The sequence below is a fragment of the Paenibacillus dakarensis genome (genome assembly GCF_001373415.1).
Classification (GTDB): Bacteria; Bacillota; Bacilli; order Paenibacillales; family Paenibacillaceae; genus Paenibacillus_AQ; species Paenibacillus_AQ dakarensis.
The window spans coordinates 72,212-91,727 of the sequence record NZ_CDSE01000084.1 but is presented as its reverse complement, the minus strand read 5'-3'; the positions used below and the strand labels follow the sequence as shown (position 1 = coordinate 91,727).

Annotated in this window: 21 protein-coding genes; 13 read left to right on the top strand and 8 right to left on the bottom strand. The window is 37.8% G+C overall.

The features are described from left to right. Positions 1-363: 363 nt before the first annotated feature. On the bottom strand, positions 364-855 hold the full coding sequence (locus BN1234_RS17415; RefSeq protein ID WP_054957916.1) for a YcxB family protein: 492 nt from the start codon (positions 853-855) through the stop codon (positions 364-366). Beyond that, positions 852-1,388, bottom strand: a complete 537-nt coding sequence (locus BN1234_RS17410; protein WP_054957915.1) for a hypothetical protein — start codon at positions 1,386-1,388, stop codon at positions 852-854. Before BN1234_RS17410 ends, BN1234_RS17415 begins: the two co-directional genes overlap by 4 nt. 710 nt (positions 1,389-2,098) lie before the next feature. On the opposite strand from BN1234_RS17410, the gene BN1234_RS17405 reads away from it, so the two are divergent. From BN1234_RS17405 to BN1234_RS17395, 3 genes are all read left to right on the top strand, one after another. Continuing rightward, positions 2,099-2,503, top strand: coding sequence for an NUDIX domain-containing protein (locus BN1234_RS17405; protein WP_054957914.1), 405 nt, complete (start codon positions 2,099-2,101; stop codon positions 2,501-2,503). Between the two features lie 252 nt (positions 2,504-2,755). After that, positions 2,756-3,262, top strand: coding sequence for a P-loop NTPase family protein (locus tag BN1234_RS17400; protein ID WP_054957913.1), 507 nt, complete (start codon positions 2,756-2,758; stop codon positions 3,260-3,262). 94 nt (positions 3,263-3,356) lie between these two features. Further along, a complete protein-coding gene (locus BN1234_RS17395; RefSeq protein WP_245640206.1) occupies positions 3,357-3,935 on the top strand; it encodes a DUF6933 domain-containing protein in 579 nt (192 codons plus the stop codon). A gap of 398 nt (positions 3,936-4,333) precedes the next feature. On the opposite strand, the gene BN1234_RS22835 is transcribed toward BN1234_RS17395, so the two are convergent. Then, positions 4,334-4,417, bottom strand: coding sequence for a putative holin-like toxin (locus tag BN1234_RS22835; RefSeq protein ID WP_245640217.1), 84 nt, complete (start codon positions 4,415-4,417; stop codon positions 4,334-4,336). 373 nt (positions 4,418-4,790) lie between these two features. Between BN1234_RS22835 and BN1234_RS17390 the strand changes: the two genes are divergently transcribed. Together BN1234_RS17390 and BN1234_RS17385 are read left to right on the top strand one after the other, a co-directional pair. Then, complete coding sequence (locus tag BN1234_RS17390) at positions 4,791-5,243, top strand: NUDIX domain-containing protein (protein WP_054957912.1); 453 nt, start codon at positions 4,791-4,793, stop codon at positions 5,241-5,243. Positions 5,244-5,619: 376 nt separating this feature from the next. Next, on the top strand, positions 5,620-6,399 hold the full coding sequence (locus BN1234_RS17385; RefSeq protein ID WP_054957911.1) for a CPBP family intramembrane glutamic endopeptidase: 780 nt from the start codon (positions 5,620-5,622) through the stop codon (positions 6,397-6,399). Between the two features lie 834 nt (positions 6,400-7,233). Here BN1234_RS17385 and BN1234_RS22315 read toward each other — a convergent pair. From BN1234_RS22315 to BN1234_RS17375, 3 genes are all read right to left on the bottom strand, one after another. Next, complete coding sequence (locus BN1234_RS22315) at positions 7,234-7,371, bottom strand: hypothetical protein (protein ID WP_156337260.1); 138 nt, start codon at positions 7,369-7,371, stop codon at positions 7,234-7,236. Between the two features lie 397 nt (positions 7,372-7,768). Further along, a complete protein-coding gene (locus BN1234_RS17380; RefSeq protein WP_054957910.1) occupies positions 7,769-8,905 on the bottom strand; it encodes a pectin acetylesterase-family hydrolase in 1,137 nt (378 codons plus the stop codon). Positions 8,906-8,910: 5 nt separating this feature from the next. After that, complete coding sequence (locus tag BN1234_RS17375) at positions 8,911-9,849, bottom strand: alpha/beta hydrolase family protein (RefSeq protein ID WP_054957909.1); 939 nt, start codon at positions 9,847-9,849, stop codon at positions 8,911-8,913. A gap of 183 nt (positions 9,850-10,032) precedes the next feature. On the opposite strand from BN1234_RS17375, the gene BN1234_RS23145 reads away from it, so the two are divergent. Next, positions 10,033-10,176, top strand: a complete 144-nt coding sequence (locus tag BN1234_RS23145; RefSeq protein ID WP_082423273.1) for a TetR/AcrR family transcriptional regulator — start codon at positions 10,033-10,035, stop codon at positions 10,174-10,176. 924 nt (positions 10,177-11,100) lie between these two features. Here BN1234_RS23145 and BN1234_RS17365 read toward each other — a convergent pair. Continuing rightward, complete coding sequence (locus tag BN1234_RS17365) at positions 11,101-11,280, bottom strand: hypothetical protein (RefSeq protein ID WP_054957907.1); 180 nt, start codon at positions 11,278-11,280, stop codon at positions 11,101-11,103. A 104-nt stretch (positions 11,281-11,384) separates the two neighbouring features. On the opposite strand from BN1234_RS17365, the gene BN1234_RS22945 reads away from it, so the two are divergent. Both BN1234_RS22945 and BN1234_RS17360 read left to right on the top strand, forming a co-directional pair. Continuing rightward, entirely contained in the window at positions 11,385-11,516 is a 132-nt protein-coding gene (locus tag BN1234_RS22945; protein ID WP_281177657.1) for a hypothetical protein, read from the top strand. Positions 11,517-11,686: 170 nt separating this feature from the next. Beyond that, complete coding sequence (locus BN1234_RS17360; RefSeq protein WP_245640205.1) at positions 11,687-12,505, top strand: alpha/beta hydrolase; 819 nt, start codon at positions 11,687-11,689, stop codon at positions 12,503-12,505. A 116-nt stretch (positions 12,506-12,621) separates the two neighbouring features. Here BN1234_RS17360 and BN1234_RS17355 read toward each other — a convergent pair whose 3' ends face one another. After that, on the bottom strand, positions 12,622-13,128 hold the full coding sequence (locus tag BN1234_RS17355) for a TetR/AcrR family transcriptional regulator (RefSeq protein ID WP_054957906.1): 507 nt from the start codon (positions 13,126-13,128) through the stop codon (positions 12,622-12,624). 233 nt (positions 13,129-13,361) lie between these two features. Between BN1234_RS17355 and BN1234_RS22940 the strand changes: the two genes are divergently transcribed. The 5 genes from BN1234_RS22940 (at position 13,362) to BN1234_RS17330 (ending at position 19,407) form a co-directional block, all read left to right on the top strand. Further along, on the top strand, positions 13,362-13,496 hold the full coding sequence (locus BN1234_RS22940) for a hypothetical protein (protein ID WP_281177656.1): 135 nt from the start codon (positions 13,362-13,364) through the stop codon (positions 13,494-13,496). 12 nt (positions 13,497-13,508) lie between these two features. Next, complete coding sequence (locus BN1234_RS17350) at positions 13,509-14,906, top strand: alpha/beta hydrolase family protein (protein ID WP_054957905.1); 1,398 nt, start codon at positions 13,509-13,511, stop codon at positions 14,904-14,906. A gap of 2,134 nt (positions 14,907-17,040) precedes the next feature. Further along, a complete protein-coding gene (locus tag BN1234_RS17340; RefSeq protein ID WP_054957904.1) occupies positions 17,041-17,523 on the top strand; it encodes a PIN domain-containing protein in 483 nt (160 codons plus the stop codon). 288 nt (positions 17,524-17,811) lie between these two features. Continuing rightward, positions 17,812-18,399 (top strand): YdcF family protein, encoded by a 588-nt coding sequence (locus tag BN1234_RS17335; RefSeq protein ID WP_054957903.1) that lies wholly within the window; start codon positions 17,812-17,814, stop codon positions 18,397-18,399. A 177-nt stretch (positions 18,400-18,576) separates the two neighbouring features. Continuing rightward, on the top strand, positions 18,577-19,407 hold the full coding sequence (locus tag BN1234_RS17330) for a hypothetical protein (RefSeq protein WP_156337259.1): 831 nt from the start codon (positions 18,577-18,579) through the stop codon (positions 19,405-19,407). Positions 19,408-19,516: the final 109 nt, after the last annotated feature.

Here is a 19,516-nt window from a genome sequence, read left to right as displayed (position 1 = left end):
ATGAGCGACTAGGTTATAAGAAGGATCTTTCTGAAAAATAATAAGGAAGCGATATTAAAGACAATATACAAATTAAAAGGAACTATAGATCTTGGAGAGAAGAAAGAAGCAGATTTATTACGACACGAATAATGATTTTTTAGTAGTAGTGTGATGTCGCGGGACAGAAACATATTCCCATTGAAAGTCGCTATTTTAGCGGCTTTTTTATTTTATCGGTACAAGTTCGTGTCCCGAGCCAAGGACAAGAACTTGTACCGATTACCGAAATGGAATAGAACATGTTCCTATTACCGATTAGACATATAACTAATTTTTATAGACATTATAAAAATGAATTATCCAAGATACTGAATTTTCAATTTATTTTTTCTTCTTCACTAATTTACTTTCCAAAAGCGCTATGAGCTGCAGTTGATCCTCCTTATTGCTAAATATTCTTTTCGGAATAACGGTAAGTGTCCTATTAAAGATGAAAAGATATATGTAATCGATTGTTTCCTTGAAGGCTATATAGTTGTCCCAAGTAAGCAAATATTCTTGGTTTGCAGACTGATAAATCACCTCGTCCTCTAAAAAAGTAATCGTAATCTGTTCTCTTAATGCGGAGTCTTGTTCGTACAATAATTTTGGAATGACAAGGTGTCTCCAAGCAATAACACTGAAATATACAACAGGGACCAGTATGATAACAACACCCGCCAAAAGATTGGTTCGAGTAACGAGAAGAAATATCCCATATAACAGAAAAACACCAAACAATACCACATCCAAGAGGAAGCGCTTTTTGCTGCCAAAAGATTGCCTAACCCCTTGTATGAATTCCTCGTCTCTATATGTGAAGCTCACCCTCATGCTTTTCCTTCCTCTCGCTGACGCTTAATGTCGCCGTCCTCATTGACAAAGGGGATCAGCACCTGATCAAACCGGTCAATAAGTGTATAGCTATCCATTTTGAAATTTACGGGCCGCAGTATACTAAGCACAAATGCAATGATCCCGAACAGAAGAGCCCCTCCACCGCAGAGTAGAGTCGCTAACCAGTAAACAGGCTCATTCCGGACGAGAAAGATCAGGATGACAGCCAGTAAGACAGCACAAAACAGATAGACCCAAATATAGAATGCTTCTGTCTTGGACTCCTTCACAACACCTTCGAGCATAACGATCCCGCGGTCATCTGTAATTCTTCCTTGGAGAATCGGTGGATTGTTACGGCCTATCCCCATACCATTTACCCGTAAGCTGCCATCCTCCTTTATTCTCACCCTCAGTTGGTGACTCCTCAAATAAGCTTTATCGTATTGTTTGATTCGATTAACCGCTTCAGGCATGCTCATAGCGTCCAGTTCAATCTTGATTGGCCATTTGTAAGGCCGCAGCTGCATCCGGTTCCCCTCCTCCCTAAGCTCAGTCTATTACGCACTAAAACCAAATAAACCCAAAAACGCATGTTCAAACACGTACGACAATAAATGATATTCTAAAAACGAAACGTGTACCCATGAAGATTATTAATCAACGCATATTTTCTTTTTTCTCCGATACAAACTTTGGTATCGAAGCAGCGATGCAACCAATGATTAGCTATGATCACGGTGCCATAAAGAAACTTCGAATGAAGAAAACAATCTGACATATTTGCAATCGGTGGGGGAAGGTGTGGTCCGCCACAGCAATATTCTTTGCCGCAGTTACGGATACGACCTATAGACATCAAGCAATGGGTGGTATCACTACATATTCTGCACGAAGGTGCCATTGTGTGATATGGGCCATTCAGGTACACTCGCAGACTGGATGCGCAAATTACGCAATAGAAATGTTAGTGTTTCATAGATGATGTATCCGTCTGTCGGAGGACAAGAACATGTTCCGATTACCGATTAGATAAATATCTAACTGAATTTCACAGCTTTTCATTAAGGTAACAGACAGGATAATACAATGATTCCGCGAATACTTTACTTTTGGGGTTATTTGCGAAGTTCGTAGATAATACGTTAGATGAAAGTGACGAAAATATTTTTTGAAGGGAATATCTAAGATGCCTATTTGTACTAACTTAAATGGAGACATATTTGAAGAGATTATCTACATGGATGAGGAGCAGTTAGATCAAGTGAAGTTGGATTATCCAATTACACATGTGTTAGTAGTTGCAAGAAACAGTGACGGATATTTGTTATTGTTTAATGACTGGAAACAACAGTGGGAAGTGACAGGTGGGATACTTGAATCAGGTGAAACACTTAGAGAATGTGCAATTCGTGAGATGCTGGAAGAAACAAACCAGATTCCAGGACGAATAGAGTTCAGAGGACTTATGAAGTTTAAACTTAAGAATGGAAAAACCGAATATGGTGGATTATTCAGTGCTGATATTGATGGCGAAAGACCATTTCTAAAGAATAATGAAGCTAGTAGTATTATTTTTTGGGATGGAAATAAAGAGATTGGATATATAAATGAGATTGATAAAGAATTATTGAAATACTATTAGGATCTCAAAAGAATTCTGAATGCAATTATCGAAGAAGCCGTCACCATCATCTAACACCGTATTCACGCTGTGTCGCTAACGCTCCTTGATTCGCCCGAAGGGTAAAGTGCCAAGGAGTGGACCAGGCGAATAACCCTGCGAGGCTAAGTCATCGACCCGGCGCTGACGCGCCTTAAGCCTCTCGGGTTCGTGAATACAACAACGTTATCGGAAATTGCCAAAGTGCATTAATTCATTAGGAGCTAAACCCGAATGAAAAAAACGAAAAAAATCTTAATAATAGGAATAGTAGCAAGTGGTAAAACGACATTAGCCAAAAACTTGTCAATAACATTAGGAATTCCATGGTATGAACTGGATTGTATTGTTCACCATCAAACAGAAAAGGAAAGGTTTAAGCGAACACCAGAAGAACAAGTAATGATAATAAATAATATTGATTGTACAGGATCTTGGATATTTGAAGGAACAGATCGAGAATCTTATCGATGCTTATTTGATATGGCCGATACAATCATATTTCTTGATACACCGTTATGGAAAAGGAAATTGAGAATTATTATTCGGTTCATAAAACAAAAACTCGGTATTGAAAAAAGTCATTACAAACCAGATATTAACATGCTAAAAATGATGTATAAATGGACAAGAGATTTTGAAAGAAACCGGGTAAGTTTCGAAGAGAGATTACAATTGTATAACTATAAACTGATTAGATTAACTGACAATAGAAACTTAAAATCATTTCATTCCATGTAGTTATTCAAAGAAATGGCAACATCCGATAACACTATATTCAAGCTCCGGGGCATTCGCCCCTCGGTCCGGACAGATGCAATTAGCAAGGTAGCTGATGCAGCCGGACACATCCGACTATGTCGGACGTCGTGAATATAAGATACGTTATCCGAAACCAGTGCGAGAAAGGAACAACAAGATGATTACACTAAGACTTACTAAAGACTTATTGAAAGATATGAAAGTAACTTCATCGGAAGACATCAATGCAGCTCCCTTTTTAAGCTGGCATGTAAATATTTATAACTTGAACAAAAGAAAGCATATTGTCTTTGTGAATGATTTAACTAGATTAGCTATTATTATTGATGGTATAAGAACAGGGCAATTAGAGCGATTGAAAGAAAAATTTATGAAAACTCTTCGTGAATATTTACTTCGAGAAGGAGTAAATGAAAGTTTGATCAATAGATATTTAGTGAATGGCGAAGAAGTAGTTATTTCGAAGACAAACAATAGAAGTGTACTAGGAACAATGAAAGAAGTTACGTGGTTTATTGAAGATGATTTCCAGGACAATATTGAACGATTGAAGTGGCTTAATAAAATGATTCATAAACCAATAGATTATAAGGAACCGATTAATTACTTTAAAGAATGCCTATGGGATCATAAGAACTACAACAAAATTTGATATAAAATTCAAGGTGGCACTGGCACCGCCTAACACCGTGTTCACGCATCGGGGGACAAGCCCCCTCAGTCTAGCAGAGGCATTTCGGAGAAGTAAGAGCAGCTGGACACATCCGCACCACCTAACCGCATCGCGCCCGGTCACTTCGTGACCTTAAGTCGGTGGGACGTCGTGAACACGGAAACGTTAAGTGAAATTACTGCATACAATATTACAGATCTTATATAAATAAAAATAATCAACAAAACCTATAAAAGCGTTATAAAATGAGTTATACTGAGGTAAGAATAAGTAAGGAGCCGTGCTGCGAACACGACTCCTAAGTACAATAACTGCATAAAGAGCAGTCGGCCACACTAGTTAGGTCGAAAATAGACCGTTTCCTTAGCGAGGGCGGTCTATTTATTTTTCATGTAGGTAAGCAATGCCAAAATGAACATGCCGAACATGAACATTAAGGAAAGTGCATCTTTGACCTCCATGGGCATCACCTCCCTTCTGGGAGATTAGCCGACCGCCCTTATAGCCGTATATTGTACTAGAAAATTATAACATATAAAACATGATGAAATACCATTAAAAATACTATAAATAACTAGAATACATTGATAACAATATTTACATCTAAATCGTATGTGAGAATGTAAATACAGAGAAGGTAGTAACATCACTTAACATCCATGCTGCGCGGCATTCGCCCCTTGGTTGTCAGGGGTTATACACATAGAAGAATATTCAGACAACACACGACCCGGCCTAAGATAAGAGCTATCTAAGGCCAGGTCACGTCATAGATGCGGGAACGTTATACGAAAACCTTGAAAACAAATAAATAATGAACGGTGGTAACTAAAGATGAAGAAAAGAAAAAGAGCTTTTACAGCAATCATCCACGATGGAAAGATCGTGATGATCCATGTAGTAGATAAAAAAAGAGATTTTTGGACATTACCGGGTGGAGGAGTGGAGGAAGGAGAGAGTTATGAAGAAGCAGCCGTCAGGGAGGCGAAGGAAGAAGTTAATCTAGAAATCAAAATAATACGATTATTATTTAAAAGCGAAAGTGAACATGGAATTGAATATTGTTACCTGTCAGAGCCCGTCCACAATCCGAATATAAAACTGGGAAGTGATCCTGAGTTAGAGCTAGCCGCCCAAACGTTGGTAGATGCCCAATGGAAAGAAATAATAAACGTACGAGATGACGTACAAGTTTCTGATGTGTTGAAGTCGCTAACAAAAGAAGAAATTAAAATCTACCAAATCCATTTAGGAGAATCGACAAACGCAAAAGCAAGCCTTAGCTGACTCAATAGGGAGGATTACAGAGTTTTTAAATCCAGTGATGACATTTCGTTGCGAGTATTAACTAAGTATGCTTATCTTGCTGATTTGCGACTAGTAGGGTTTTTGAAGGAACAAGGAGAGATGACCTTGCAGGAGTACCTGTCGTCAAAGTACAAGGATAAGATAGCACTAACGGTATATGTGTATTTATACAAAGCACAAAGACACTTTAAATGGGTTAGAGAGACGTAATCAGGATTATATAAACGAGATGCTGTCGAAGATTAACAGAGGATAGGTTCTCTACGGTAATTCACATACAGCTATTGACTATGCAATTGAATACAGTATTGTGACTATCATCGAGGATGACCAATTAGTTGCGGGATGGTGAAAGATGAAAAGTGTGAACCGTTATAGTATTTTAACATTTGTGGTTACCTACACCTTATGGGGAATAGTTGCAATCTATACACAGTGGAAGAACGTCCCGTTTGGATCTTCGATACCGTTAATCGTGCTCTACGTTCTAGGCGTGCTAAGTCCTGCTATTTCTGCAATGACGATTAACAAACAGTTGGTTTCTAAAGAAGCTTTCCATTCTTTCTGCAGAAACTGCTTCATGCCTCCAAAAAAGTTTACCTGGTATGTTTTAATCCTAGTGGTCACTGTGGTCTTTCAGTTACTGCCTTACGTCTTATTCGGAGGGGAACGCAGCGGACCACTTTACCTGATTGTCCTACAATTCCCACTTTATATTCTGATTGGCGGGATGGAGGAAATAGGATGGCGCGGTCTAATGCAGCCTGAACTGGAAAAGAAATGGTCTCCATTTATTAGCACAATGATAGTGGGAGTAGTTTGGAGTTTGTGGCATTTACCGTTGTTTTTCATTGTGGGGACTTATCAGGAGTTGTATCTAAGCTTTTTTAATTTTTCGATAAGCACAATTGCGTTCTCCTTTATTTTGGCTGTCGTATATCAACGCACAAGAAGTGTTTTCATGTGTATTATCACGCATGCATTTTTAAATAGTTTATCCGCGGTATTTATTACAGGGGAAGCATGGATGGGCGAGCTAATCTCATTACTTATTGGATTCGTTATATTTATTTGGTCACAAATTACGGATCGGAGTCGACCAAATTGTCGGGGGATAAGAACATGGTCCCTTTGAAAGTCGCTATTAGCGGCTTTTTTTGTTTTAACGGTACAAGTTCTTGTCCCGTGCCAAAGACAAGAACTTGTACCGATTGCCGGAATTGACAAGAACATGTTCCTATTACCGAATAGATGTATATCTAAAGACGGATTGTAATATGAAGTGCGACACCTATTGGAAATGAATAAAAAAAGGCCTATGGCCTTGACAATATGATACTTCGGGGTGGATAGATGCTCTGTAATAATCTCTGAACCAAGATTGTATAAGTAATGCAAGCTATTTTTTTATTCTTCCTAGACAGTTTGAATGTTGTAAAACATTAAGCTAAGGACAAAAAATTGTACCGATTTCCGGAATGGAAAGAACAAAGTCAGATTCACGATTAGATGTGTATCTAAATATTGATCGAATACACTTAATACCTGATTAATTTACTTTAATACATGTAAATATTCACATTGTTACGGGACACGAATAGAAGTGAATGTGAATGGATTATTCACAAGTTTTTACGCCGTCGCTTTTTAATCACTCATCGTACGAACAGATATGATTGATGTGCTGCGTTCATTGATGCACGAATAAACGCAGAAAAAGAAAAGGTATCATGATGAGATTTAATCACCACACCACGGCATCTTTTTCAATTTTTTGGAGTTAGTTAAAAAAGTTCTTCGCTGTCCAATAATACACATGAGTGCATCTGAATCATGCAGATGAAAATGAAAGGTTTATTTTTATATCCTGCCAATTGGAATTAGAAACATAGCCATCTGCGCTGTATAGCATCTCAGCATGATTCGTATTGCTTCTCCTTGCCATTATTTTATTAGAATTTATACACGATTAGAGCTGTTCAAGCGAAATGCTGTCGTTTTCGGTTCCGGCAAGTACCAGAATTGGAATAACCACCTTGCTTGCATCATAACCCCAGTCGATTGCTGCCGCAGATTCTTCCGGAATAGGCGAAATTGAGACTGCCACTTTATACAATTTGCTGTGTTACTGCACTGTGATGGCGTTGAAAACGCCTACGCCGCCCTGAGAATGACCAACGATGCCCACGTTGTCCAAATCCACTTTCTGATAGAGGCAGAATTAGGATCATCGTTTCCTTTTATAAGATACTCAAGGCTCGCGTTTGAGGAATCGCCAGCAAAGGCTGTATCGTGTTCGTTTCCAACTACAATGAATCCCCAAGAGACGTAATGCTTAAAGACTGCAGTGTATCGATTACAGTCAATACCAACAGCAATATGCCAAAAATCTTCAACACCTTTTTCATATTCATTTCCCCGTCTATCAGTTACCAACAGGCATACTGTTTGTATATTCTCTGATCTTTTGGAGTTATCCGCTAATCAGTATTCCGATTTTGTTTTTAATATTGTTTATCGACTAGATCAAGTCCATGATCTTGCAATTTGCCATTAATAGCATTCATTAGCCAATCTGCAATAGACACATCTTGATTTTCCATTTTGGCGAAAAAATGCGGCGTTGCTATGATTGTATGCATAGTCAGATTTCGTGGATCGTCATACCACGGCAGCCCATCCCACACAAACAGATATGCTCCTGCCTGTTCTTTGAATTGTGGAATAGCATCTTTCAACATTTGTTGATAGATGTCCGCTTTACTTTCATCTACATCCAAAATTCCCGTATCAAAGTAGTTTTGCACTTTTGCCAGATCTCCATCTCGGGTGGAGGAATCAAAGAGAATATGAACATCATCACCAAACTTTTCATGTAGTGCAGTTAAACTATCAAGCGTGATATTATTTGTCGTTAATCTGTCAGATATTTCAGTTGGCGTTTTCCACACATCGGTTGCAATGCTATGCCAGTCATCATTCAGGAGCAGAGAGGAATCTGCCAGAACTGTTTTGCTTCCGGCATTTGGAAAGTAATTGGTAAACACATCATCAGCAAGTAAAGCAGCCCCAAATCCACCGGCACTATAGCCTGTAACGACTACGGCTTCCGGGTTGTCTATATCGGCAAGTTCCGAGACCTTTTTCATTACTGCGCTATAATTCTTGTATCCGTAATGATAAAGCGTTTTTTTCTTGCCATTCTGATCAACATATTTGAATTGGTTCGTTCCTGTATGAAAATCTCCTGTCGCATATGGGAATGCAATAACGGTCCAATCTTTAAACGGATTTGTATCACCTGCTGTAGCAAGACCGCCCATATTCATGGTTATATTTGCAAGCATATCGATGGCAATAACCTTTTTATTATACATATCTTCTTTGGCAGTCTCTTCGTTGACACTGACCCCGCCGCCTGCAAAATAGACAAGCACTTTGTTCTCGCTGCCTTTTTTGAAGAAAGCACGATACTGGCTTCCGTCCGATGATTTCATTTCACTGTTGGTAACACGATACCATTTGTCTAGCGTTGGATCACTCTTCAGATTTGGATATTGCAAAACAAACTTATAAATTACTAAAGCTATAACCAAGATAATAGCCAATATAATTCCTAAGACATTAAATACTTTCTTCATATATTTTACTCCTCTGAAATTAAGTTTATTTTCTGATCCTGATATAAAGGATTACTCAGTAATTCAGGATTACTACCGATAAAAGCTTTGGCAGCTTCTTCATCTCCCTGCAGTTGCCACATGAACCAAGCAGTAACGTAACCACCAGCCGAATACATCATCTGATCGTGATCCATTCCGATTCTTCTTGCCATGAGCTTAGGGGCATCGATTTTTTCATACATCCTATTCATTTCGGCTATTGGAATGACGATCTCTGTTTCAAATTCTCCGATAGTTCCTGCTAACATTAAGATAGGGCGGGTAATCTTCGCGCTATCATAAGGATAAACGTTCATCTGTTCCGCCGTTCTTTCGTTTAAAGGGGAAAGCGGCACTGCAGTTTTGAAATAATGACTTTCATCATACATGGTAAAAGCTCTAATTGTGGCAGCACCACCTTGTGAAAATCCGGTAATGCCGATGTTGTCAACATCAATCTTGTGGTAAAAAACGCTATTTGGATCTTCGTTCTGTTCCAACATATAATTTAATGTCATAATAGTCGTTTCACCTGTCCCGGTACCTTTATCCTGTGTGCCGACAACAATGAATCCCCAGGAAGCCATTTGTTCTAACTCAGGTTTGTATTTGGTGGCTTTGAAACCTGTTCCGTTTACGACCAGAATCATCGGATAGACTCTTCCAGTAGACTTCAATTCTTCTGGATAATAAATAGTATATTTTTTGATTGGTTTCTCTGCTTTAGCGGTGGCCTTCTTCGCTTTATAGCTCCCGTTTTGCAGATATTTGTATTCAATATCTCCACCTGTCTCGATTTTTTGATTATACCCCTGATGTATGACGGGAGCATTGTCAGCGTAGAAATACAGGACAACAACGCCTACAACAGTGACGAGCAGCAGAATAACAAGAATTTTGAACATTTTGAACACCTTTCTCATAAACATTCTCCTCATTCCGATAAGCAATACTTGACGATTAACTGCAACAGATATACCATGTGGTGAAACAAATGTACCAACGGGAACAAAAGAAGTCAATGTACTTTACAAAAATGGAACAAAACGGGGGTAAGTGTACCATGAAAGAAAAAAGATGAAAATACGTCCTATGTAGCTGACAAAATTACAGAAGCCGCACAGAAACTGTTAGAGGAAAAAGGTCTTGCTGATATTTCTATCAGTGAGATAACAAAGGCTGAACAGGTGAGCAGAAACTCGTTTTATAGAAATTTTGCTGATAAAAGGAAATTGTTCAGAAGCATATAGCTTCTCTTCTAAACTTGTGGTTGGAGTTTTATGAAGACTCAGGCAGTTCACCGAATGCACTGATGTATGGCACATTATTCGAGCATCTGAAAAAGAACAACGACTTCTATCTGCTTTTCAGTAGTACGAGAATATGTGGGCATATACAACTTCTTTTATCGCATACGGGTACCTACGGCTGGATCGAGGAATGGATTGCCAGAGGGATGCAAGAATCAGTAGAAACGATGGTGACCTTGCTATCATCACATGGTATGAAATGATTAAATGGAAGCAAGAATTGCAAGTAGATTGCTACCGAGGGCCAAGAACATATTCCCATTGAAGTCACTATTTTAACGGCTATTTGTTTTATTGGTACAAGTTCTTGTCCGAGCTAAGGACAAAAACATTGTGTTATTTTGGATTAGGTAGTTATCTAAATGACCACTTTTCTATAGTTGTTAACTTTCTCAAGGGAGGTGTAGCTTTAATAAATATTTTACTAGGAACTTGATGCATTATCGAAGTCAAGCTAAGAGAGAACCCATGGTATAAATAGGTTGGAGCCTTTTACGGTGGGTTTCTCTTCGAAATTATCTAAGATTTTTACTGGCACTGTAGTGGTTACAAAAACACAGCTCGGCATCTATGCGTACTGGACAACAGGAAAGACGTCTTGATAACGTTCCGTTAAAGGGGATGATTCATGAAGGGAAGAGTGAAGACGTGGCTTAGCGCAATGTTTGCTATAGGGACAAGATTACATTACTTATAGGTTCACTAGTTGAAGGAAAGCGAATTGAGCGAGAACAGGCTGTTGTTTCTCAGCAGCCAGTCAATCCAGAAAGAAAACCCGTTCGGCTGTACACTCATCTATTCGGTTATTTCATTCCATGTGTACTTAGAAGACTGCTCATGACTTCCGCAGATTAATATAAGCAATTATGTTATCTGCATCCCTCGGAGGGCGTTGAGTTCAAGGTATGCTTCCCGAATGAGGTATAACAGATTCCTCTTTTTCTCGTGAATCGCTATTTCTGTTAATTCCCTTTCCTCCAGTAACTGAAGAAGGGTATCTGTGATCTGTTGTTTTACAAAACTGTTTCTGAACTTATTTCCCATGATGGAACAATCCCTCCTTGTTTGTACCCTTTTTCACAAATACTTGAATTAAAGTGCATCGGATGGTACAAAAGTTACAACGAGAAGTCAAGGAGGAACAACAGATGATGACAAAACAGAGATGGATCATTCTGGCAATTATGATTATTGTCGGTTTATTTTTGGGAAGGCTGTCTGTACGAGCTGTACTGAACTTTATGCTTGGAGGAACGTTATTTGGAGGTAATTTCTTATGAAGAAAAAGAGTGATAAGATAGATAAGAGAGGAAAAAAGACCGTGAAGTTTGTAATTTTGTGTGTGCTGGCGTTCTTTGTGTCTTTCGCAGGATCTGTAGTTTTTAAGATGACATATGAGCCAGCATCTTTTAAGAAATAATCGTTTGTCTGGAGTGAAGAAATTGGAAGCGTGCATAAGAACCTAGCCTATGGTGAAGGGGAGGCTCAGAAGTTTGATCTCTATGTACCGGCAGATAATACAAGGAAAAGCTATGGTCTAGTAGTTTATCTTCATGCAGGCGGATTTACCGGCGGCGATAAGGCAGATGATGCAGAGATGTTACAGTGGCTTGCTTCAAAAGGCTATGTAGCTGCCGGTATCAATTACACATTATTTAGCGAAAAAAATCCGGATGCTAACGTCTACAAACAGTCTATGGAGATCAAGGACGGCATGCCGTATGTAATTGAAGAAGCGAAGAAGCTCGGATATAATATTGATGAAATGACCATTTCCGGTGGCTCGGCAGGAGGTACTCTGGCTCTGCTTTATGCGTATCGTGATGCGGATACTTCGCCGGTTCCTGTACGTATGGTATTTGAGGCTGTAGGACCGTCGAGCTTTTATCCGGAAGACTGGAAGAGCTATGGCTTTGACCATAACAAGGAAGGGGCTGCAAAATTGTTTAGTATTATTTCCGGTAAGCAGATCACACCGGACATGTTCGGGACAGCAGAATATGATGAAACGATGAAGGATATCTCCCCACTTTTATGGGTAAATAAGAATACGGTACCCACAGTTATGGCATACGGAGCGCACGATAAATTCCTGCCGTATGAAGGATCCGTTCGTCTGAATGCTGCACTCAATCAGTACAATGTACCCCATGAATACACGGTTTTAGAGCATTCAGGGCATGGATTACAAAATGACAATAAAAAGTACTTGGAATATATGCAAAATATAGAGACATACTTGGGAAAATATATGCCTGTTAAGAAATAAGGGGCATATATAAAAAATATTAAAATGATCAAACAAGTAGTGTGTTTTCGGCTTGTTTGATCATTTTTTCTTTGCGTACGATTTCCGCGTGCCAAAGCTATGACCGCAGCGTTTGATTACTTCATACCGTGTGTTGAAAGGAGTGCCGACATGCTCTCGGCTGATTCTTGCATGCCACGGCCAATCCATTCCTCAATCCAGCCATAAGTTCCATAGGCTATAAAAGATGTAACATAGGCTGTTATATTGTCATATTCGGTTTTGGAACCATAAAGCTCAATAAACTTGTTTAAAAACAGATAAAATAAATTTCGTTTTTTTAACAATAGATAAAAATCGCTATGTTCTTTTAAGTGTTTAAACAAGCTGCCAAATAGTTCTGCGTTGGAATTATTATTTATTAGTTGATAATCCGTATCCCACTTCGAAATTAAATTGTTTATGTGTTTCAGTAAGATATCCTCTTTATCGGCATAATTTCGATAGAAAGAATTTCTGCTCACCTGCGCTTTCGTAGTTATTTGACTTATAGATATTTCGGAAAGTTCATATTCCATTAATAGTTGTATGATAGCTTCCGTCATTTGTTCTTTTACAAACGTGTTTTTTTCTTCGTTATTCATGATGGTACATTCCTTCCTTATTTGTGCCATTTTTCTTGTGTATATTGAACTTGCAGATAACGGATGGTACATTTGATACATCGTCAGATTACATCTGCTATATCAGATTGTCAAGCCCTTCAAAATGACAATAATCTGTATGCGAAGTTTATAGAAACCGTAGAAAAATATCTAGATACCAATATGCAGACAAATTAAAAAGACAACAAAGCACAAAAAGGAGGATGCCAATTATGGAGATGAATAAGGTTGCAATATTTTTGAAAGCTAGAAAGAAAGCGATAATAACATTGGCAGTTATTATTGCGGTAGCTTGGATATTAGGTCAATTGTCTGTTCCAACATTATTAAAAATCATATTTCTATAAAGGGAGATTTTTATGAAAAAGTTCTTATGGGTTATTTGTTGTGTATTCGTTTTTTGTTTTGTATTTGGAGCATCTGTTGTTTCAAAGTTTAAAGATATATTAGGCCCAGATTTAGTTGCATCGTTCACATTGCAGGGGGCAACTGCAGCCGAAACTTTATCAGCCGATGAATTTGAAAAAGAGATTATTGATGTTAAATATATCAAAGCTGATGGTGAAGTAGATACAAGGCAAATTGTTTTATACAAGCCGGCAAATGCACAAGGAGATATTCCCGTTATATTTGTTCCGCATTATGCAGTAAATGAAAATACTGCTGATTTTGTAGCTTATATAAAAAATGGCTGGGCAGCATCTTCACCGTATAATGTGAAAAATGAATATAACGGTACATTAGCTACAGATGATTTGGTTTTCAATAATGCTGCGCTATATACGCTGAGAAATATGAATGGAATTGATAAACAAAGAATAGCGATGGTTGGAGGCAGTGCAGGAGGATACATGACCTTAATGCTGAGCCAACTTCACATGGGAACGGTAGCTTCGATTGCAAATTCACCAATCGCAAATATTTACTTTAATGCTCATGTTTATTTTCCGAAGAGTGATGAGGTTAACCGTAACACCGGATTATTTGATTTCATAATGCCGGTTCAGGGCATGATATCAAAATCGTTTCAGCCTATTAATGACATTCTCACAAATGAAAATGACCCTTTATGGGAAGCGTTATCTCCAGTTAGTATGGCGAAAGCCTTCAGTAGTCCGATTGTAATAAACCATAACACAGCCGACATATTAGTACCTATCGACCAAATAACAAAAAAATACACCTATGAAGATAATGATGGAACATTGCCGGAAGGTTTTAATGCAAGCTTAGATGATAATTATCCGGGAATATTAAGTTCTTCGCTAGAAGAATTAGCAAACCAGAATGAAGTGTCCATTAGTAAATATGTATTTGAGAACAACGTAGTAGAGGGCGAAATGCCTTATAGCGAAAAGTTACTGACCATCAATGTAATTGATGACGGACCTATCAGCGCAAAAGGAAGTCATGTAGCACCTAATACAACAGGCGGTTATGATTCTATGCCATACTTACAGGATATGATGGATAAAACCTTAAGAAATACAGAAAAATTAGTTCCAGAGAAGTTGCTCTTGTTATTGGATAGATATTTAGGCAATAGCAAACAGTTGCCTGCACACGAGGGAATCAATGATAACGTCTATGGCTCTCTTGCAATCTACCAAAAGGAAGTCGCTGATGAACTAAGTACGTGGGTAGAAAATCATTCATTGGAAGAAATGGATTCCGCAATGCAGGAGGCACTATCGAACAGCGCTAACAAAGAACAATACACGGAAGTATGGAATGAAATTAAGGCACATATTAAGTAGAAGATCTGGATACCTATATGCCTGTATAGTGAGAAGACATTTGCAAGTCATTAGATATATTACAAATTCCGCTAAACATTCCTTTTGTTTTAGCAACAATTCTCTTTCAAAGAGAATTATTCAATAATTCTTCAAGTTGTTAAAACCAAATTTTAAGAATTTACTGTACATGAGGCTCCAGTCATTAACAGCCCCGCTGATAAAGATATGTCAGGTGGAGACTAAACTTAAAAAGAAGTTGTTTTCGAATTCGAATACCATTAATAATTCAACGATCTTCATACATTCTTTATACCTTAACGTCGATAATCCGAAAAAACAAGGCTCTGCTAATGAGAGCCTTGTTTTTATTATCTTTTAATAGCAATTATAAAAGTTGATTCCAAAATCTAGTCACTGATAGACATCGTTACATGATCAAAGATAGCTATTCAGAAAAGAGTAATTAAATGATGAAGAAAAATAACCCTGAAAAATCTCAAAGCAGCTTATTGATATACTAAAGGATTTATTTGCGTTTCCTGTTATGAGAGAGGAATACAATCTTATATCGTTAAAGAAGAAGGGTGATATTCAGTATGAAGTCCGATGGCATACGTATGATCTGGAAAAGGAGGGGCATAGTGTCATACATGTATCTCAGAACATATTCGGGGAGAGTATCAGTAAATGAATATAATAGCATTTAAAAAGTACAAGTTTAAATACTGTAGCTTACTTTGCTACAAAAGAATTTTAAAACTATTCAAATTAAGAAGAGTTTTTTTATTTATGAGGTAATCCGAAGACAGGCTGTATATGAATTACAAAGATCATTAGACATGTGTTAGTTAAGAGTTGTTGATATATAAAACGTCTTTATATTACTAAAATATTGCATAGGTCAAATGATGAACATGAAATCAACGGAAGAAAGAAAAAATTTATTGTCGGTGGACAAGAACATACTCCCTTTGAAAGTCGCTATTAGCGGCTTTTTTTGTTTTAACGGTACAAGTTCTTGTCCCGATCCAAAGATAAGAACTTGTACCGACTACCGTAAAGGACAAGAACATTGTCCAATTACCGATTAGGCATGAATCTAATCGGTTTTCGCCCGTAATTCATTAAGCTAACGGGCAGGATAGTTGAAGCATCATACCGAATAATTATGGCGATATTAACCAACGGCGAGGAGATAAATGGTTTAATTCTTTTTTGCAACGAGTGAAAGGATCACTAAATTATTACTTAAATAGCGAAGGTGAAAAACTCAGTATGAGGAGGAGTTACTAATGACAAAAGAAGAAGAGCTTTATGGGGTATTTACATGAGAAAGTCTTCGACCCAATTATAAATTCAAATATAGCATCGAAAAAATTGATAAGTGGTATTAATTTAACAATAGCTAGAATGAATAAACTTAAAGCCCAAAAGATGGTTCAGTATTTTTGGTCAGCTGTAATGGGACTGAGCGTAGCATAGGTTTTTCAAAACAAATGAAGGATGCGGGTTTTGCTCGCTTTGAAGAAGTTCTTGAAGAATTTAGAGTGAAATTTAATGATGAGTGGATGAGACAGTAAAAGCATTAAGCGTAACAATCAATTTTTTGAGGAAGACATGTCATTTGCCCAATTACATCAGGAGCTTGTAGCCCTATAAGATTTGATGGTGTTAAATAAGAGGGAGTTATCTAATACACAGATAGAATAGTCTTATAGTGTCGAAGAAGATGGTCTATGGTTTTTGATTATTGGGCTTGTCTTATCAGTGTATTCACTTCTCAAACTACGAAGATTATTATAAGAATAGAGTGTTCGATTGAACTAACGGGACACGATAGCTCAATAAAAAAAAGAAGGCAGCTGATCATTGTGATCGGCTGCCTTTGTTAAACTAAAAGGTAATTGGTGGACAACCAAGTGTAATATTTGTGAAAGCAACCGGATTGCTGCTCCTAAAGAAAACTTGATGGAGGAATTAGGTTTGTTTAATCAACAGTCAGAAGGTGGAATGGAAGTATTTCATCCCGCTTGATTCAACTTGTGATTACATCTGGACAAGAAAGATATTATTGGTATTTGTCGAAATAGTTCTCTATACCCACACTTTTCGCTCAAGGAGACAAGTTGGAAAAGTAAAAGGAGCTAGCTCTATGAAGTATTTGTTTCTCGACACTAACATCTATATCGACATGATTGTTTCTCGCAACTCATCACACTCTGCTGATTCCTATGAGTTGTTACAGACGTTATTGGATTTTGATCAAGTAAAGATTTTAGTCCCTGCAATCATTGAGACAGAAATCAGAAGGCATATTACAAGTGAAGTCCAGAATATCGGGACTCTAGTACAGGAAGCAAGAAAATCAATAGATAAAGTTTATTGGATTAATCACGTTGAAGAGATTACGAAGTACAATGAAAAAATAAGACCACTGAGTCAAACACTTGGGAATATGGTAGACGAATTCAGAAGAAATGAAGAACGTTACATAACCGATGCAACTAATAAAATAACGGGGTTAATGCAGTATAGAAATGTAATAATACTTGAGGAAAATAGTGATTTGTTAATCAAAGTACAAAAACGAAAGTTATATAAACAATGTCGGGGGACAAGAACATGGTCCCATTGAAAGTCGCTATTAGCGGCTTTATTTGTTTTATCGGGACAAGTTCTTGTCCCGAGCCAAGGACAAGAACTTGTACCGATTGCCGAAAAGGACAAGAACATGAGCCGATTACCGATTAGTAAGCATTCAACTGCATTTATCAATCTCATTTATTTAGCTATCAAGCAGGGTAGTTCAATCATTTTCACGAATATTCTACATATAGAGTTATTTACGAAGTTCGTAAATAACACGTTATAGGAATTCAGTGCAAGACTAAAACCAAAAATAAAAGATTAGGGAGGATTCAGTTTGCCATATCCCTTTGACTGCATCAGTGATTACATGTTTTTTGAAACTGAGTTACAACATTCCGATGTTATTTTGGTTCCAGGTGCTAGCCATCCTCAACTAATGGAGAGGGCCGCGATGTTGTATCATCAAGGATTTGCTCCATTTATCCTACCTTCAGGCGGTTCTACGCCACATGTAGAAGAAACCGAATGGCAATACTTGAGGAATATTGGAATATTATTAGGAGTCCCACCAGAAGCAATCCTTAAGGAAGATCAGGCAACGAATACATTTGAGAATGCACGATTCTCGTTGGACATCATACAGCAAAAAGGGATAACTCCTAGTAGGGTTATCCTTGTCTGTAAAAACTACCATGCACGAAGAGCACTATTAACTTATCAATTTACTTTTCCGCCTGAAACGATTTTTCATGTAAGTCCAGTAATTGATAAAACAGGAGTTGAAAAAGATAACTGGTTTCAAGATGAGAATAAAATTAATTACGTAATGAATGAGCTAGAGAAAGTAGGCAAATATTTTAGAAAGGCAATATATCGAATTGGAAGAAATGATAGCAAGATAAGAAATAATCCAAGTAAGTAGCTCATAGGAGGCGCTCACAACCTATAACACCATAATCACGCATTGGGCATTCGCCCTCGGTCCGGCAGCAGTCAGTTGTGGAATCGGGGAAGTATCTCAGCAGCAAGGAAGCAGATTCAGCCGGACACATCCCACCACCTAACCGCATCGCGGCCGCCCCTTTCGGGGCTTAAGGTGGTGGGACGTCGTGAATACAACAACGTTATCGGAAATTTACTCAAAAAGATAAATAAGGAGACATATTTCTTGAAAACCTGTGCTTACTGTGGGACTACTAATCCACTGACTAAAGAACATATTTGGCCCAAAGGTATTATTAACAGAGTTCCTTCTTATATTGGTAGATATTCTGAACGTGCAAATAAGGTACAAGCAGGGGAACTGGTCATTAAAGATGTTTGTCAATTTTGTAATAATGGTTCTTTGTCTAAGTTAGATGACTATTTGTGTAATCTATTTGATAGTTTTTTTAAAGATTTTGTTCGCGAATATGAGACAGTGAATTTTGCATATGATTACGATTTGCTAGCAAGAGTACTCTTAAAGCTATCTTTTAATACTGCGAGGGCTTCAAAACAGCCAATTGACTTATTTTCTCCAATGATTCCATATATACTTGGAACTGAGAATTCGAGACCCAATAATTTCTCGATACTAGTTAATCTAGTGAAACCAACAAAAGTATTAAAAAATGGAATTATTAGAAATGTATATCCATCCGGAGTGCGATCAGGTCGCTTCGAACTTCCGACATTAGATTATCGGGATGTTCAGTATCGAGTCATATCCATTAATTCATATTATTTTTACCTTTTGTTATTCAATGGAGTGAAACAGCAGCAAGTCATTAATGAAACTAGTGATATTACGAGTTCACAATTGATTAGTTCAGATGCAACGCAATTAATGCTTTCGCTTAGTAATACTGATACGTTTTCCGTTTATGAAGATCATTTCAAAAAAAACGAAAAAACTTATAAAGACTTTTTAGAAAAACACAATCCGTGAAGAGTATTCAAGAAGTCTAACCTACCGATAACATAATGTTCACGCATCGCGGGGGCAAGCCCCCTCGGTCTGGCAGAGGGATTTCGGGGAAGTAGAAGCAGCCAGACAC

Coding starts and splice junctions, on each gene's coding strand:
- BN1234_RS17415 (WP_054957916.1), bottom strand. CDS start 855: ATGAGGGTGAGCTTCACATATAGAGACGAGGAATTCATACAAGGGGTT.
- BN1234_RS17410 (WP_054957915.1), bottom strand. CDS start 1,388: ATGCAGCTGCGGCCTTACAAATGGCCAATCAAGATTGAACTGGACGCT.
- BN1234_RS17405 (WP_054957914.1), top strand. CDS start 2,099: ATGGATGAGGAGCAGTTAGATCAAGTGAAGTTGGATTATCCAATTACA.
- BN1234_RS17400 (WP_054957913.1), top strand. CDS start 2,756: ATGAAAAAAACGAAAAAAATCTTAATAATAGGAATAGTAGCAAGTGGT.
- BN1234_RS17395 (WP_245640206.1), top strand. CDS start 3,357: ATGCAGCCGGACACATCCGACTATGTCGGACGTCGTGAATATAAGATA.
- BN1234_RS22835 (WP_245640217.1), bottom strand. CDS start 4,417: ATGGAGGTCAAAGATGCACTTTCCTTAATGTTCATGTTCGGCATGTTC.
- BN1234_RS17390 (WP_054957912.1), top strand. CDS start 4,791: ATGAAGAAAAGAAAAAGAGCTTTTACAGCAATCATCCACGATGGAAAG.
- BN1234_RS17385 (WP_054957911.1), top strand. CDS start 5,620: ATGAAAAGTGTGAACCGTTATAGTATTTTAACATTTGTGGTTACCTAC.
- BN1234_RS17380 (WP_054957910.1), bottom strand. CDS start 8,905: ATGAAGAAAGTATTTAATGTCTTAGGAATTATATTGGCTATTATCTTG.
- BN1234_RS17375 (WP_054957909.1), bottom strand. CDS start 9,849: ATGAGAAAGGTGTTCAAAATGTTCAAAATTCTTGTTATTCTGCTGCTC.
- BN1234_RS17365 (WP_054957907.1), bottom strand. CDS start 11,280: ATGGGAAATAAGTTCAGAAACAGTTTTGTAAAACAACAGATCACAGAT.
- BN1234_RS22945 (WP_281177657.1), top strand. CDS start 11,385: ATGATGACAAAACAGAGATGGATCATTCTGGCAATTATGATTATTGTC.
- BN1234_RS17355 (WP_054957906.1), bottom strand. CDS start 13,128: ATGAATAACGAAGAAAAAAACACGTTTGTAAAAGAACAAATGACGGAA.
- BN1234_RS22940 (WP_281177656.1), top strand. CDS start 13,362: ATGGAGATGAATAAGGTTGCAATATTTTTGAAAGCTAGAAAGAAAGCG.
- BN1234_RS17350 (WP_054957905.1), top strand. CDS start 13,509: ATGAAAAAGTTCTTATGGGTTATTTGTTGTGTATTCGTTTTTTGTTTT.
- BN1234_RS17340 (WP_054957904.1), top strand. CDS start 17,041: ATGAAGTATTTGTTTCTCGACACTAACATCTATATCGACATGATTGTT.